Annotated in this window: 15 protein-coding genes; 9 read left to right on the forward strand and 6 right to left on the reverse strand. The window is 70.8% G+C overall.

Annotation, left to right across the window (positions count from 1 at the left end; all coding sequences use genetic code 11):
• The first annotated feature begins 14 nt into the window (after positions 1–14).
• Positions 15–485 carry a hypothetical protein gene (locus JWN68_RS11725; RefSeq protein WP_297738897.1) on the forward strand — a complete coding sequence of 157 codons (471 nt, stop codon included), beginning with the start codon at positions 15–17 and terminating at the stop codon, positions 483–485.
• Here the strand turns inward: JWN68_RS11725 and JWN68_RS11730 are convergent.
• Positions 435–1,982 carry a glycerol-3-phosphate dehydrogenase/oxidase gene (locus JWN68_RS11730; protein ID WP_297738900.1) on the reverse strand — a complete coding sequence of 516 codons (1,548 nt, stop codon included), beginning with the start codon at positions 1,980–1,982 and terminating at the stop codon, positions 435–437. The genes JWN68_RS11725 and JWN68_RS11730 overlap by 51 nt on opposite strands.
• On the reverse strand, positions 1,979–2,557 hold the full coding sequence (locus JWN68_RS11735; protein ID WP_297738903.1) for a TetR/AcrR family transcriptional regulator: 579 nt from the start codon (positions 2,555–2,557) through the stop codon (positions 1,979–1,981). Before JWN68_RS11735 ends, JWN68_RS11730 begins: the two co-directional genes overlap by 4 nt.
• Before the next feature lie 17 nt (positions 2,558–2,574).
• Between JWN68_RS11735 and JWN68_RS11740 the strand changes: the two genes are divergently transcribed.
• Positions 2,575–4,146 (forward strand): FAD-binding oxidoreductase, encoded by a 1,572-nt coding sequence (locus tag JWN68_RS11740; protein WP_297738907.1) that lies wholly within the window; start codon positions 2,575–2,577, stop codon positions 4,144–4,146.
• On the forward strand, positions 4,147–5,037 hold the full coding sequence (locus JWN68_RS11745; RefSeq protein ID WP_297738910.1) for a diacylglycerol kinase family protein: 891 nt from the start codon (positions 4,147–4,149) through the stop codon (positions 5,035–5,037).
• On the opposite strand, the gene JWN68_RS11750 is transcribed toward JWN68_RS11745, so the two are convergent.
• Positions 5,027–5,752: a pirin family protein gene (locus JWN68_RS11750; protein ID WP_297738913.1), complete on the reverse strand. Its 726-nt coding sequence runs from the start codon at positions 5,750–5,752 to the stop codon at positions 5,027–5,029. The two genes, JWN68_RS11745 and JWN68_RS11750, sit on opposite strands and share 11 nt — an antisense overlap.
• 17 nt (positions 5,753–5,769) lie before the next feature.
• Between JWN68_RS11750 and JWN68_RS11755 the strand changes: the two genes are divergently transcribed.
• Positions 5,770–6,693: a hypothetical protein gene (locus JWN68_RS11755; RefSeq protein WP_297738916.1), complete on the forward strand. Its 924-nt coding sequence runs from the start codon at positions 5,770–5,772 to the stop codon at positions 6,691–6,693.
• A gap of 1 nt (position 6,694) precedes the next feature.
• Here the strand turns inward: JWN68_RS11755 and JWN68_RS11760 are convergent, their stop codons facing one another.
• Genes JWN68_RS11760 through JWN68_RS11770 form a run of 3 tightly spaced genes read right to left on the reverse strand, consistent with a single transcriptional unit; the run spans position 6,695 to position 8,609 of the window.
• The gene (locus JWN68_RS11760; RefSeq protein ID WP_297738921.1) at positions 6,695–7,597 is read right to left on the reverse strand and encodes a hypothetical protein; all 903 of its coding nucleotides are present in this window, start codon (positions 7,595–7,597) and stop codon (positions 6,695–6,697) included.
• Complete coding sequence (locus JWN68_RS11765; protein ID WP_297738924.1) at positions 7,594–8,016, reverse strand: hypothetical protein; 423 nt, start codon at positions 8,014–8,016, stop codon at positions 7,594–7,596. The genes JWN68_RS11760 and JWN68_RS11765 overlap by 4 nt, the downstream gene beginning before the upstream one ends.
• On the reverse strand, positions 8,013–8,609 hold the full coding sequence (locus JWN68_RS11770; protein ID WP_297738927.1) for a hypothetical protein: 597 nt from the start codon (positions 8,607–8,609) through the stop codon (positions 8,013–8,015). The genes JWN68_RS11765 and JWN68_RS11770 overlap by 4 nt, the downstream gene beginning before the upstream one ends.
• Before the next feature lie 161 nt (positions 8,610–8,770).
• Between JWN68_RS11770 and JWN68_RS11775 the strand changes: the two genes are divergently transcribed.
• From JWN68_RS11775 to JWN68_RS11795, 5 genes are all read left to right on the forward strand, one after another.
• Complete coding sequence (locus tag JWN68_RS11775; RefSeq protein WP_297738930.1) at positions 8,771–10,135, forward strand: GH1 family beta-glucosidase; 1,365 nt, start codon at positions 8,771–8,773, stop codon at positions 10,133–10,135.
• 61 nt (positions 10,136–10,196) lie between these two features.
• On the forward strand, positions 10,197–11,261 hold the full coding sequence (locus tag JWN68_RS11780) for a sulfotransferase family protein (protein ID WP_297738933.1): 1,065 nt from the start codon (positions 10,197–10,199) through the stop codon (positions 11,259–11,261).
• On the forward strand, positions 11,261–12,220 hold the full coding sequence (locus tag JWN68_RS11785; RefSeq protein WP_297738936.1) for a hypothetical protein: 960 nt from the start codon (positions 11,261–11,263) through the stop codon (positions 12,218–12,220). Before JWN68_RS11780 ends, JWN68_RS11785 begins: the two co-directional genes overlap by 1 nt.
• On the forward strand, positions 12,217–13,926 hold the full coding sequence (locus JWN68_RS11790) for a hypothetical protein (RefSeq protein ID WP_297738939.1): 1,710 nt from the start codon (positions 12,217–12,219) through the stop codon (positions 13,924–13,926). The genes JWN68_RS11785 and JWN68_RS11790 overlap by 4 nt, the downstream gene beginning before the upstream one ends.
• Entirely contained in the window at positions 13,923–15,416 is a 1,494-nt protein-coding gene (locus JWN68_RS11795; protein ID WP_297738942.1) for a glycosyltransferase, read from the forward strand. The genes JWN68_RS11790 and JWN68_RS11795 overlap by 4 nt, the downstream gene beginning before the upstream one ends.
• Positions 15,417–15,491: the final 75 nt, after the last annotated feature.

A 15,491-nucleotide genomic window follows, 5' to 3' on the forward strand; every position in this document is an offset into this window, starting at 1 on the left:
CGATCAGGGCGCCAGTGCGCCCGCGCCTCGGCGTCCTCCGCCCCGAGTCCGGCGAGTACGTCCGCCACGTGCTCGTCGCCACCGGCGCGGGCCACGCCACGCTGGTCGGAGTCAGCATGGCCGCTGGGGTGCCTGCTTCTGAACGTCCGGTCCGCGACGTGACGGCTGCGACGGCGGTGCCCATCGCAGGGATCGAACGCAGTCACTGGGAGCTGTTCATGGGGTTCAGTCTCATGATGGCGCTGATGCTGGTCGGTCTCGGGTCGCTGACCCTGCTCGTCCGCGGTGCCGCTCCCGACCTGTCGCACGGGACGCGCGGTGTCCTCGTCCTGCTCGGACTCGTGCTCGTGCCGGCGGTGCTGATCAGCGTGCTCCTGCTGCCGCCGCCGCCCATCGTGCTGCTCGGACTGGCGCTGGTCGCCGTCGTCCTGGGACTAGTGCGCGACCCCGCAGGCCAGCTCGAGGGCGCGACGGGCCAGCGGTAGCGCCGCCTCGCGATCGGCCGCGACCAGGCCGATGCGGGTCCGCCGGTCGAGCAGGTCGTCGACGTCGACGGCCCCCTCGTGGGTGACGCCGAAGACGAGCTCGGCCAGCGTGACGGCGATGTCGTCCGACACGGGCGCCAGCAGCTCGTCGTCGCCCAGTCCGCTCACCGCGCGCGCGTTGTCGAGGACCAGGGCGGCGTCGGTGCCGAAGCGGCGTACGAGACGCTCGGGGTGCTCGAGGCGCGCCAGCTCGTCGCGAGGAGCTGCCCCCAGCAGCGGCCTCGTCGCCGTGACACAGGGGCCGGCGTCGAGGCCAACGGTCGCCACGGCACAGTCGACGGCGTCCTGGGCCATGCGGCGGTAGGTCGTCAGCTTGCCGCCGACGATCGTGACGACGCCCGTCCGGCTCGTGAGGACGGCGTGCTTGCGGGAGATGTCGGCCGTGGACCCGTCACCGGCGTCGATGAGCGGCCGGAGACCGGCGAAGGCGCCGACGACGTCGCTGCGTCGCAGCGGTCGGGTGAATGCTGCCGACACCACGTCGAGGAGGAAGCCGATCTCCGTTTCCGACGGAGTGGGCACGTCGGGGATCTCGCCCTCGACCGGCTCGTCGGTCAGGCCGACGTAGATCGTCCGGTCGGGTTGGGGCATGACGAGGACGAAGCGACTGGTGGAGCCCGGAACCGGGGCCGCGACGGTGGCGCGCAGGTCGGGGAAGGTGCCCGACCGGAGCACGAGGTGCGTCCCGCGGCTCGGACGCAGGGTGATCTCGTCGACGAGCTCGCCGGCCCAGACGCCGGTGGCGTTGATGACGGCCTTCGCCGTGATGGTCCGCGTCTCCCCGGTGAGCTCGTCGCGGAGCTCGACGCCCGTGCCGGTGGCGGTCACCACCCGGGCCCGGGTGCGGACGTGGGCGCCGTACGCCGCTGCGGTGCGCGCCACGTTGGCCACGAGCCGGGCGTCGTCCTCGAGCTGACCGTCCCAGGAGAGCAACCCGCCGCGCAGCCCCTCAGGGCGGAGCCCGGGGGCGATCCGGAGGGTCTCGGTGGCGGAGACCCGACGTGGCCCGGGGAGGGTCTCGCGGGAGGTGCGCGCGGAGCGTCGAAGCAGGTCGCCGGCGACGAGCCCGGCCCGGGTGAGGCCGCCGACGACGGGGGACACGCTCGACATCAGCGGCACCAGCATGGGCATCGCGTGCGTGAGGTGGGGGGCCGTGACCTCCATCAGGATGCCGCGCTCGAAGGCGCTCTCGTGCGCCACCCCGATCTGGCCGTTCGCGAGGTAGCGCAGGCCGCCGTGCACGAGCTTGGAGGACCAGCGCGAGGTGCCGAAGGCGAGGTCGTGGGCGTCCACGGCCAGGGTGGTCAGGCCGCGCGTGATGGTGTCGAGGGCGACGCCCGCGCCCGTGATGCCGAGCCCGATGACGAGCACGTCGACGTGGTCGGGGAGCCCCGCGGCCCCGTGGCCGATGCGACGCCCTCTGCCAGACCTGGTCACGGCGCGAGGACCCGGGAGATCAGCAGTCGCGCCTCGTCGTAGAGGTCGTCCTCGCTCACCTCGTCGTCGACCATCGTGTGTCCGCTGATCACGAAGCCGTGGGCGGCCAGCACCAGCGCGCGCGCCATCGCGGTCGGGTTGCCGGGGCGCACGGTGCCCTCGGCCTGACCCTCTCGCACGGCGCCCTCGATCAGCTCGATGATGAGGTCCTGCGACCGTCCGCGCCGGTTGAGGAGATAGGGCAGGAGGAGCTCCGGGTCGAGCTCGACGATGCGGACGAACAGCTCGTTGTCCCGGATCGCCCGGACGGCGCCGATGATCCGGTCGATGAGCGGTGCCACAGGAACGCTGGTCGTGACGATCGTCGTCCCCTCCCGGGTCATCAGGTCGCTCAGCAGCTGGGGCATGTCCGGCCAGGACCGGTAGATCGTCATCCGCGAGACACCCGCGCGGCGAGCCACCTCGGTCAGCGTCGTCCGCCGCCAGCCCACGTCAAGGATGCAGTCGCGCGCCGCGTCGAGGTAGGCGTCGATCGCGACCGGTTTGGCGGAGGGATTGTGACGAAGTGACGTCATGTGTCACACTGTAACACATGATCAGTCAGTCCGAGATGCATCCGCAGCGCTGGGGAGACCCCGACGCAGCCACCCCACTCCCTGATTCGGCTCGCGGGCTGGTCGAGCTCGCCTTCGGCCTGTCCGACTGCCCGGCGGTCGCGGGCGCGACCCCACCGACCGGCGAGACCCCTGTCGCCGCGCTCGCCGCCCTGGTGGACGTGCTCGGCGCCGACAACGTCCTCACCGACGACACCACCCGGATGCTGCGCACCCGGGGCAAGTCGACTCTCGACCTGCTGAAGGCGCGCGCCGGCGACCTGAGCGACGCTCCCGACGTCGTCGTCCGCCCAAGCGGCCAGGCCGAGATCGAGGCGCTGCTGGCCGTGGCTGCCACGCACCGCCTGGCGGTGGTCCCCTTCGGCGGCGGCACCTCGGTCACCGGCGGGCTCGTGGCCGACCGTGCGCGGTTCGCCGGTGTCGTGAGCCTCGACCTCGTCCGGATGAAGTCCCTCCTCGCGGTGGACACCGAGTCGATGACCGCGACGCTGGAGCCCGGGTTGCGCGGCCCTGAGGCCGAGGCGCTGCTCGCGGAGCACGGATTGACGTTGGGGCACTACCCGCAGTCCTTCGAGTACGCCACCATCGGCGGCTACGCGGCGACCCGCTCGAGTGGTCAGTCCAGCGCGGGCTACGGCCGCTTCGACTCCCTCGTCATGGGGCTCACCGTGGTGACCCCCTCGGGCACCCTCACCGTCGGCTCCGCCCCCGCCAGTGCCGCCGGCCCCGACCTGCGCCAGGTCTTCCTGGGCTCCGAGGGCGCCTTCGGCGTGATCACCGCGGTGACCGTCCGGGTGCGCCGCCTCCCCGCCGAGAAGCTCTACCTCGGCTGGCGCTGGCCCTCCTTCGAGGCCGGCGCGGACGCCATGCGCGCGCTCGCGCAGGCACGCATGTTGCCCGAGGTGATCCGTCTCTCCGACGAGGCCGAGACCGCCATCAACCTCGCCGACCCGTCATCGATCGGCAGCGCCGACGACCCCGGGTGCCTGATGATCACCGGCTTCGAGGGGACGCCGCCGGCGGTCGTCGCCAAGCGCGCAGCCGTGACGTCGGTGCTCACCGAGCTCGGCGGTACCGACCTCGGAGAGCAGCCGGGGGAGGCCTGGGCGCACGGCCGCTTCAATGCGCCATACCTCCGCGACGCGATGCTGGACGTCGGAGTGCTGGTGGAGACCCTGGAGACCGCCACCTTCTGGTCCCACCGTTCGGGGCTGTACGCCGACGTGAAGACCGCCCTCGAGGCGTCGCTCGGCAAGAAGGCGATCGTCCTGTGCCACATCTCCCACGTCTACGAGACCGGGTGCTCGCTGTACTTCACGATTGCGGTCAGGGAGGCACGCGACCCGCTCGTGCAGTGGGCGGCAGCGAAGGCTGCCGCGTCGGAGGCGATGATCACGGCCGGCGCGACCATCACTCACCACCACGCCGTCGGCACCGACCACAAGCCGTGGTTCGAGCGCGAGATCGGTCCCGTCGGGGTCCAGACCCTGCGGGCGATCAAGGACTCGCTCGACCCGTCGGGGATCCTCAACCCGGGAGTGCTGATCTGAGTGACGTCCTTCTCCTTCCTGGTCAACCCAGCCTCAGGTGGCGGCGCTGCGCCCGAGGCGGTCGTCCCGATCGCCCGTCGGCTCCGCGACCGCGGCGCCAGCGTCGACGTCACCTACTCACCCGGTCCCCACGCCGCTGCCGCCCTGGTCTTTGAGGCGGTCGGCCGCGGTGACGTCGTGGTCTGCGTCGGCGGTGACGGGATGCTCTCCTCGCTCGCCGGTGAGGTGGCGCGCCTCGGTGGCACGCTCGGCATCGTGCCGGCCGGGCGGGGCAACGACTTCGCCCGCATGCTCGGACTGCCCGACGACCCGCTGGCCCAGGCCGACGTCCTGCTCGCCGGCCGACGCCGCGAGGTCGACCTGATCTCCTACGGCGGGCGGATCCTGGCCGGGTCGGTCTATGCCGGCGTCGACGCGCGCGCGGCCGAGATCGTCGACCGAGCGCGGTTCGTGCCGAAGCTCGCGCAGTACCCACTCGCCGCCGTGCGGTCGCTTGCGACGTACACCCCGGCTCGCTACCACCTGACGATCGACGGGACCGCCCACGAGATCGAGGGGGCGACGGTGGTCGTGGCGAACTCGGGCTACTACGGCAAGGGGATGAAGATCGCGCCGGCCGCGCTCCTGGACGACGGGCTTCTCGACATCATCGTGATCGAGGCGGCCTCGAAGCTCGCCCTGCTCCGCGCCCTGCCGAGCGTCTACGACGGCGGGCACGTCGACCGGGACGAGGTGCACGTCTTCACCGGGCGCTCCGTCACGCTGGCTGCCACGTCGCGCCGACCCGTGCCCGTCGGCGGTGACGGCGAGGGTCTGGGCGTGCTCCCCGCACCGCCTGCGGAACCAGCCACCATCTCGGTGCTCCCGGCGGCGCTCACGGTCATCTCCTGAACGACTCCTTGGAGCGCTCTGGGAACGACCAGGCGAGCAGCTCGGTGTCGGCGGTCGCCTCGAAGGCACCGCCGGGCTGATCGGTCAGGCGTACGGCGTCGCCTGCGCCCAGCACCTCGTCGTGGATGCGCCCCGCTCCGACGGCGACGAAGAGGTGCTGTCGTCCGGCGGGGGGCAGGTCGACCGTGGTCCCGGCCGTCAGTCGAGCGATCCGCAGCGACGCTCCGCGAGTGCCGATGGACAGGCCTCCCTCTCCGACGACGGCCGTGAGCCCCGGACCTGGCTCGACGTGCTCGGTGTGCCACGTCGGTGTCGTCCCCGGCTCGTCGGGTGCGATCCACGTCTGCAGGAAACGGGTCGGACCGCTCGCCGCATCCGCGATCTCGGAGTGCCGCACACCCGACCCGGCGCTCATCACCTGCACGTCTCCTGGCCGCAGCGCTTCTGTGTTGCCGTGGTCGTCCGTGTGGAGCAGCACCCCCTCCAGCACCCAGGTGACGATCTCCAGGTCGGCGTGCGGGTGGTCCGGGTAGCCGCCGCCAGGGTCGACCCGGTCGTCGTTGTGGCAGATCATCGGCCCGAAGCCGAGGTTTGCCGGGTCGTAGTGCGGGCCGAAGGAGAACGAGTGGTGGGTGATGCGGCCGGGCTCGGCGGTGGTGAACCTGTGGGGACCCGCGTGGATGGTCATGGGCATGTCGCCATACTCCCAAGTCACGCTGCAAGGATGGCGCCATGAGAACACTCGGGACGATCTCTGCAGGGGGCTGCGTGCTCCTGGCGACGTTGCTGGCGAGCTGCACCATCGGGCCCGAGGAGCTGGAAGCGGGCGAGTCGGCCGGGGTGGCGTCCTACCCGTCCGTGGCCGACCTCGGTGACGCTTCGGGACTCGACGCACTCCTGCCCGACGGCGAGCTCGAGGTGGCATGGGTGCGCGCACAGGACCACGCCGAGTCGCAGGGCGTCGAGGCGGTCGTGGACGACGACGGCGACGAGGTGGTGGCAGCCGACGACGCCGTCCTCCTCGTCGTGGCCTGGCAGGTGGGTCTCGGCGAGCCCGGGACCCCGGCTGCAGTGGGCGAGGCGACGGTCGGGGACCCGGCCGTCGAGCTCGTGCTGATCAGCGGTGGGGTGCGCACCGTGTTGTCGCCTGAGGAAGCCACCCTGGTGCAGGGCTCAGCGCTGGTGGCGGTCGTCGACGAGAACGACGTCATGCTCGAGGTCACCTTCGACGGCGTCACGCAGAGTGTCGGGCCCGGAGGGGAGATCAGGGAGGTGCCGGAGCGAGCGGCCGTCCTCTACGACGAGATCCCGACGTCCGAGACCAGCATCGACTGCCGCCCTGCCGAGCTCCAGCCGTTCTGCCGCGCGGACATCGCCTGGTTGCCCTGGGTGGCGTCGCAGGGATGGGCACCCGACGGGCAGCTGTGGCCGGTCGTGCGGGTGGAGGGAAGGGTCCCCGGCGGCACCGGGACTCCCTCCCTCACCACGACGCTGGACGGATCCCCGCCCCTCGAGGCGACGGACACCGAGATCGGGGCCGGCCGGTTCCAGCAGCTCGCGATCTATCCAGCAGTCGTGCCCGGTCCAGAAGTCCTGCGCATCGAGGCCGCAGCCGGCGACGTGTCCATCACCGGCCGCGGTGACCTGAGGCCGTAGGTCAGCTCTTCTGCCACGGGCCGTTGATCTTCGACCTGTCGACATGGGTGAACTCCGGCCACACGTTGTTCTCCAACCCGGCCTCGGGAATGTAGGCCTGGAGGCCGTCCCAGTCGCCGGCCTTGCCGATGTTGAGACCCGTCCAGTGGGTGACGGCGGTGTCGACGATCGTTGCGGCGCCACCGATCGTCGAGGCGAAGGCCTTGATGAGGGGGCCGACGCCCCCGCTCAGCCAGTTGCCCGCATCGCCGAGCTCCGCGATCTCGCTGGTGATGGCAACGGTCAGGTCGACGAGGTTCTTCAGCTGGCCGGACCAGTAGTTGAGGAGTGCCTCCTGATGGTCATCCATCAGCTGGGCAGCGTTGAGCATGGTGTCGAGGGTGGCGGAGAGAGCCTTCAGCTGAAGGTCCGCGGTGCTCTCGTAGGCGATGTAGGCATCACCCGACCACCTCGCCGCGACGTACTTGTTGGCCGAGATGATCTCGTTGCCCTGGTTGCCGAGCACCTCCGCTGCGTCTCGGTAGGCGGAAGAGATGGCCGACATCATCAGGGGGTCACCTGCGAGGCTGCCGATGGACTGCCTGATCGCCGCCTCGGCCTCTTCCCACTGGACGTGGATCTCGGTCGTTCCCTCGTTGAACTCCTGGAGCAGTCCGTCGATGTAGCCCTCGATCTGTCCCTGGATCGCGCCGGGGATGCCGCCGGTCAGGAGTCCCTTGATGCCCCCGACGATCGCACCCGGGATGCCCCCCATGATGTGTGCCTGCGCCCCCTTGATGGCGGTGTTGAACAGGGTCTCGGAGGCCTCGAGGAACTCGTTGATCTTCTCGACCACCTCCTCGAGGGCGTCGTCGACCTGGGTCAGGAAGACTTCGGGGTCCTGGCTCGCCTCGGTGCTGGTCACTCTCCGGCCCTCGCTTCCAGCGTGCGGAACGCGGCACCTTGTGACGCGTCAGTCTTCGAGAAATCGTTGGCCGTCTCGACCAGACCGTCTGCCAGCAGGCTCGTGATGGCGGCGCCGTCCGCCAAGGCATTGACCACGGTCTTGTTGATCTCCATGTGCAGTCGTCCTGCGACGTAGAGGGTGTCCTGCATGCCGAAGATCGTGGGGTAGCCCCAGCCCTTGATGGCCGAGTCCCAGGCGCTCTTCAAGGCTTCGGACATGTCGTCCCAGCAGTTGGCCACGGTGATCAGGGAAGCTGCGTCGGCGGAGAAACCGCCTGAGGGTGGATGCGGGTCCCCGTGTCCAGGAGGGGAATGGTGCTCAGGCTGTTGCGGCTGCGGGAACGGGCCATAGACCGGCTCGGGTGTGTGCACAGTCATGCCTGCCCTCTTTCGTAGGCCGTCTCAGCGTCTCGGAATGCCTCGCGCAGCGCGTAGCGCAACGTCTCGGCGTCGGTGGTCGTGAGGAAGGCCGGGTCGGCGCGCATCTCTTCCAGCCCCGCGGACAGTGACATGAGGACCTCGATCTCGCCGTCGCGGGAGCGTCCTTGCCATCGGCGGCTGAGTCGTTCGTCCGCGTGGTGACGCACGGCCTGGACCGGGCTGGTCGGGATCGTGAGGGGAGCGGGACGCGGGACGCGGGGGGCGCGGACCTGGGCCCGGCCGGCCAGGTGGTCCTGGGCTCGCGCCCGTTCCTCATCGGTGAGCGTCCGCTGCGCGGCGTTGTCCAAGCGGTGGATGTCCATCGCTGCGCTCAGGGCCGCGCGAAGGGCGGACTCCAAGCCCTCGCCGGTGCGTAGCGAGGGAGAGATCTCGGGGACGTCGATCTCGAGGACCCACCCCGTGACGTCAGCAGTGACGGCTACGCCGGTGCTCTCGTCGACGCCGCGGCACTCGGCGCGGCTCGTGAACCAGGTCGAGTCGCGGAGTCCGGTCAGGTGCTGGATCCGGGACTCGGTAGCGGTGGATGTCATCGCAGCTCCAGAGAAGTCGAACGTAGGTGTGTCACGATCAGCCCCATTCCATCGTGGGCGCCGTTTGAAACATGCGCGTCGTGGACGGCGCGGTCCAAGGCGATCGGACGACCTGCCCCAACCCGCGTACAGCGGAGCTTCATTCCCGATATCGTCACGAGGTGACCTCCCCCGATGTCGGAATCTTTCCGACGTTCCCCGCCGGCTTCCGGTTCGGGATCAGCACGTCGGCCTACCAGGTCGAGGGTGCTGCGGCCGCGGACGGTCGAGGACCGTGCATCTGGGACACCTTCGCGGCACAGTCGGGCAGGATCATCGACGGCAGCAGCGGCGCTGTGGCGAGCGACCACTACCACCGCTTCGCGGAGGACGTCGCCCTGATGAAGCGGCTGGGAACCAAGGACTACCGCCTCTCGCTGAGCTGGTCGAGGATCCAACCGACGGGCAGTGGCCCGGTCAACGAGCAGGGATTGGCCTTCTACGACCAGCTGATCGACATGCTGCTCGAGAACGGCATCGCCCCCATGGTGACGCTGTACCACGGTGACCTCCCCCAAGCACTCGAGGACGACGGCGGTTGGCTCAACCGCGCCACGGTCGATGCCTTCGCGGCCTACGCCGCGATCGCGGGCGAGCGCTTCGCCGACCGGGTGGAGCACTGGATCCCGATCAATGAGCCCAACGTCGCTTCCTTCCTCGGCTATGGAATCGGCGAGCAGGCGCCCGGACGCACCCTGATGTTCGACTCCCTGTGGGTCTCCCACCACATGTTGATCGGACACGGCCGCGCGGTCATCGAGCTGCGCCGCCACGGTGCGAAGAGCGTGGGCTGCGCCAACAACCACGCCCCGGTCTGGCCGGCCAGCGACGCCGACGCCGACGTGGGCGCGAGCAAGATCTTCGACGCCCTGTGGAACGGGATGTTCCTTGAGCCGATGCTGCTCGGGCGCTATCCAGCCGACCTGATGCCGCTCCTCGAGGGCCTGGCCGAGCCAGGCGACATGGCCACGATCCGCCAGCCGCTCGACTTCTACGGCGTCAACTACTACAACCCCATGCGCGTCGCCGCGGGCGACGAGGACGCGGACATGCCGTGGGAGTTCCGCGAGGTGCTCGGCTACCCGCACACCGACCGTGGCTGGCCGGTCGTGCCCGACGCGCTGCGTGAGTGGCTGATCATGTTCCGAGCTCGCTACCGCGCAGCCCTGCCGCCGATCGTGATCACCGAGTCGGGCGCCGCCTACAACGTGGAGCCCGGTCCGGACGGCGTGATCGATGACCAGATGCGCATCGACTACCTCGCCGTCCACCTGCGCGCCGTGCAGGAGGCGGTGATGCGCGGCGTGGACGTGCGCGGCTACTACTGCTGGTCGTTGCTCGACGCCTTCGAGTGGTCCGAGGGGCTGACCCAGCGCTACGGACTCGTCCACGTCGACTTCGAGACCCTTGAGCGCACCCCGAAGAAGTCCTTCGAGTGGTACGCCGCACTCATCGCCGCCCAGGCCCCGAGCGCCGCGACCGGCTGAACCGAGCCCGGCCTTCGAAGGCGGGGCGGCTGAACCAGCTTCGGCCGATAGGCTGCCGCGCATGTCGAATCGCCGGGTCGTGTTTGTCGTCGGCTCGGGCCGCAGCGGCACCAGCACCATGAGTGGCGCCCTCCAGACGTTGGGCCTGCACGTGCCGCAGCCCGAGGTCAAGGCGGACGCCACCAACCCCAAGGGGTTCGGGGAGCCGCAGTGGGTGGTCGACCTGCACCACGAGCTGCTCGGGCGCTCGGGGGTCCAGGTGTCCGACGCCCGCCCGCGGGCCTGGCTCGAGGCGGGGAAGCTCAGCGCCGACCACGCCACCCGCCAGCGGGTGACGGAGTGGCTGGAGTCGCAGTTCGTCGCTGGCGGCGACGAGCTCGTGATCAAGGACCCGCGTGCCGCGTGGTTCATGGGCCTGTGGCGCGCGTGCGCCGACCGGTGCGACGCGACCTCCTCCTACGTCACCATGCTCCGCCCGGTGACCGAGGTGGTCGGCTCCAAGAAGAAGTACTACGACCAGCGCCAGGGCGACATCACGCGCACCGCGGCGTGGATCAACATGATGCTCCACACCGAGCGCGCCACGCGTGGGCAGGCGCGACGCTTCGTGCGGTACGCCGACCTGCTGACCGACTGGACGCAGCCGGTCTACGCGCTGGGTGAGGGCTTCGACCTCCGGGCAGTCAAGACGGCCATGGCCAACGACATCGCACAGGTCCACAAGTTCATCGACCCCTCGCTGCGTCGGGTGACCCTGACCTGGGACGACGTCGAGGTGCCCCCGGCGTTGCAGGACCTGGCCGAGGAGACGTGGCAGGTGCTCGACGGGCTGGCCACCGACGGCGGGGACACCCCCGCTGCGCACGAGGCCAGCGACCGGCTCCGTGTTGCCTACGACCAGATGTATGCCGACGCCGAGGCCTTCGCCCACTCCACCTCGCTGGCGGCCCGACGCGAGAGCGCCATCGCGACCCGGCGCGAGCCGGGGCCATCTGAACAGCGCGGGGCCGCGGCTCCCGGTCGCGGCGTGGAGCGCGTGCCGCACGCCGTACGCGCTCTGGTGCCTGAAGGCGCCCGTCGTGGCCTTCGCAAGGCCCTCAACAGACAACGCCCCCGGGAGGACTGATGTCCCACCCGGACATCGCCTCGCTCGAGGGCCTCAGCGACTACGACGTGACGTGGCCGTGGAGCGACGGCCAGCGCCTCGCACCCGGCCTGACGTGTGTCTTCCGGGTCAAGAACGAGGCGCGCAACCTCCCCTGGGTGCTGCCGCCGATCCTGGATGCCGTCCAGCACGTCCTGCTGGTCGACAACGGCTCCGACGACGGCACGCTCGAGGTGGCCACCGACATAGCCGAGAAGTGCGGGGCGGCGGACCGCTTCACCGGACTCAGCTATCCCCACCGGGTCGCGCGGGCCGGCGGTGAACACCTCGCCACGCCCGCCACCAGCGTCCACTCGCTGACGCACTTCTACAACTGGTGCTTCAGCCAGGTCCGCACGACCTACTCGATGAAGTGGGACGGCGACATGGTGCTCACCCCCGAGGGCGCCGGCATCCTGCTCGACCTGTCCTGGCAGCTCGAGTCGACGCAGACGATCGTCGCGATGCCGCGCCACCCGCTGACCGTGGTCGACGAGTCGACCGGCTGGCTGGACCTCTCGCTCCGCTTCCTCGAGCCATGGGTCTACCCGATGGGCCCGGACTTCACCTTCGTGAAGGCCTTCGACTGGGAGCTGCGCGAATATCCGCCGGCGACCGAGCGCCTCGTCCTCCAGCAGGGGCTCTGCGTGGAGGTCAAGTGGCTCGACGCCGACGAGTACGCGCACTGGCGCAAGGACGGGGTGGACTTCACCAACACCCGGCTCTACCGCAAGCTGCGCGAGTTCGAGGTGGACGAGGCCATCCGCTCGGGTCGCGCCGAAGCGCTGGGGGGACTCGTCCGGGTCGACGCCCCGCCCGGCGTTCACATCATCGACTTCGTCACCCGCACGTGGCTTCGTGAGCAGCCCCGGCCGCTCGTCAAGCACTCACTACCCGCATCGCTGCGGGAACGGGCCCCCCGGACGGGAGCTCCTTCGTGACGCATCCCCTCGATGGCTTCACCTCGCCCCCGCCGCTGCTGGTGATCGGCGACGACGAGTCGAGTGCCGACCTGGCCCCGGACGGGGCCACGTTCCTCACCTTGGCCGCGACCACCGACATCGGGCGCGGCTGGAAGTCGATCCTGTGGATGACCGCCGACCGCTCCTCGCTGCGTCGCCTGGCATCCGCCGTCCCGCGGCTGGGCCAGGTCCGCGTCGTCGCGGTCTGGCTGACCGACTCGACCGTCCCGCTGGTGGTGCGGCCCCGTCCCGAGTGGCCCGCCATCACCAGCGCCATGGCACGCGAGGCCGGGCACGGGGTACTGACGGTGTTGCGGTTCGCCGCGCCGGTCGCGGCCCACCAGGTGCTTGTCGAGTGCGCCCGGCAGGCGGTCGACGCCGACGCCGGGCACGGCGGGCTGGTGGTCGGTTACGCGGGCCGAGGGGCGGCTGACGGCCTCGACGTACGAGCCCTCTTCTTCGACGACCCGGCAGCCTCTGGAGACGCCGAGCGCGACGTCCCACCCGACGTCGTGCTCGCGACCACGCCCGCGGACCCGGACGTCCACCCGGTCATCGACCGGGCCCCGATGGTGGTCGTGGCGCCGGCGCCGGAACCGGTCGACGAGCGCGTCGTCAACCCGCGCGGCTGGCGCAAGGATTGGGCCGAGCCCCTGCGTGACCTCGTCCCGGGTCAGGCGCTCACCGAGGGCGCGATCGCCGACCTCCGCGACGTCCAGGGCCTGCGGGTCGACCTGTCGGCTGCCGACCCGCGCACCGTCGCCGGACTGGCGATGGCAGGAGTCCCGCTCGTGGCGACCGGGACCAACCCCCAGCTGAGTGAGCCGCTGGCTCGGGCACTCAGCAGGACCGTCGACCTCGACGACGCCCTCTCGCGCGAGGAGCACAGTGTCGCCATCCGACGAGCCGCGCTGGACACCCACTCGACGCACGCCTGGCGCTCCGGCCTCGCGCATCGCGCGGGGGTCCGGTTCGTGGCCCAGCCCCGGGTGAGCGTGCTGCTGGCGACGGTGCGCCCCTATCAGCTCGACTTCGCGATGCGTCAGCTCGCGCGGCAGCGAGGCGTCGAGCTGCAGGTCGTCCTCGGGACCCACGGATGGAGGGTGACCGAGGACGAGGTTCGCGCCCGGCTTCCCGGACACGACGTGATCGTCCGAGCGCACGACAAGGACGAGTTCTTCGGCGACGTGCTCAACGACGCGGCGGGCGTCGCCGACGGTGACGTGCTGCTCAAGGTCGACGACGACGACTGGTATTCGCCGTACGCCATCGCCGACCTCCTCCTGGCGCGTCGCTACACCGGTGCTGAGGTGGTGGGGATGCCCAGCGAGTTCGTCTACCTCGAGGAGCTCGGCGTCACGGCCCGGCGCAACCACCCGACCGAGGTCTACAACCGGTTCGTGGCGGGCGGCACGATCATGATCGACCGGCACGTGCTGCGCAGCGTGGGCGGCTTCCGACGCGTCCGGCGCTTCGTCGACGCGCAGCTCCTCAATGCCGTCGAGGCCAGCGGCGGCCGCATCTACCGCACCCACGGCCTCGGCTACGTCCTGCGACGCACGGCCGCCGGGCACACCTGGCAGTCGGACCCCGAGTCGTTCCGCCGGCCCGAGATCCTCGAGCGCGAGTGGCCCGGCTTCCACGCCAGCAGTGACCTCGAGCTGGATCCGGCAGACCTGCCATGAGCCAGTCGAGCACCCAGCCGTTGGTACGCCGCAACGAGTGGCGGTCACTGACCCCGCCCGACCTCGGCCGCTGGACGCCCACGAAGTCCGTCAGCGTGGTGATCCCGACCTGGAGTGCGCAGGCGACGCTGCCCTGCGTGCTGGCCGGCCTCGCGGCGCAGACCTACCCCGCCCACCTGCTCGAGGTCGTGGTCGTCGACGACGGCAACCCGACCCCGGTCGTGCTGCCCGAGGTCCGCCCGGAGAACACCCGGCTCGTCCGGGTCACCGCGGGCTGGGGTCGCGCGAACGCCTGCCACACCGGCGCCCTGGCCAGCGAGGGTGACGTGATCGCCTGGCTCGACGCCGACATGCTCGCCTTTCGCGAGCACCTCGAGGCGCAGCTGCGGTGGCACCACGAGGTCGACTACGCGGTGGTGCTCGGGACGAAGCGCTTCGTCGACCCCGCGATCCTCGGCGAGCGCCCGACGACTGCCGTCCGCGACGCCGTCGCCAGCGGCGAGATTGCAACGGCGTGGGACTGGGATGCCGAGGAGACCCACAAGTGGGTCGAGGGGATGTGGCGGCGTACCGACGACCTCACGCTCGCCGGGCCCCGTGCCTTCCGCGCGCACGTGGGTGCGACGGGCTCGCTCAACCGTGCGCTCTACACGGCGTCGGGCGGTATGGCGACGGAGCTCCGCCTCGGCGAGGACATGGAGCTCGGGCACCGGCTCTCGGAGGCCGGCGGGGTGCTGATCCCCGAGCACGCGTCCCGCGCCTGGCACCTCGGCCGTACGCACGTGATGGAGCACCGCGACCAGATCAACCGCTACAACGACGCGTTCCTCGCCAACCTCGTGCCGACGATGAGGCCGAAGCGCAACCGACGCGGACGGCGCTACGACGTGCCCTACCTCGAGGTCGTCGTCGACGCGCGCGGGGCACTCGCCCAGGACGTGATCGGGGTCGTGGACTCCCTCCTCGACTCCTCGCTCGACGACCTCCGAGTCGTGGTGCTCGGCGACTGGACGCTCACCGACGCGCGCCAGTCACCGCTGGGAGACCCGCACATCGAGCAGCGGATCGTGCACCGCACCTATGCCCGCGACCAACGGGTCGAGCTGCGTGCCGAGGCGCCCGCCGCGCGGAGGTCGCCCTGGCGCCTGTCTCTCGACGGCGTGTCCGTGGCGCCGCGGGAGGACGCGATCGAGGCTCTGCTCGACGACCTCGAGCGGCACCACGACGGCGCTGCGGTCATCGAGGGAGTCGGCCGGGTCGAGCGAACGGCGGCAGTCTCCCGGGTGCGGAGGGTCCACGGCACGCTCACGGACGAGGGTCTCGATGCGGCGTACGGCCTGGTCCGTCTCGCCGGCGGGGAGGCCGGCTGGGTGCCGGTCGCCGAGCGGGAGGTCGCGCGCTACGAGGGGAAGATGAAGCCTCCGGTCGAGCGGCCAGATCCCGATCCCGATCCCGAGCCACGGTCGAGGCTGTTCGGGCGACGTCGCTGATCCCTCGGCTTGGTAGTCCGGTGGCAAACGGTCGTGACATGGGTCATCCGTCGACCGGTTGCCACCGGACTACCC

The sequence above is a fragment of the Nocardioides sp. genome (assembly GCF_025964975.1).
Taxonomy (GTDB): Bacteria; Actinomycetota; Actinomycetes; order Propionibacteriales; family Nocardioidaceae; genus Nocardioides.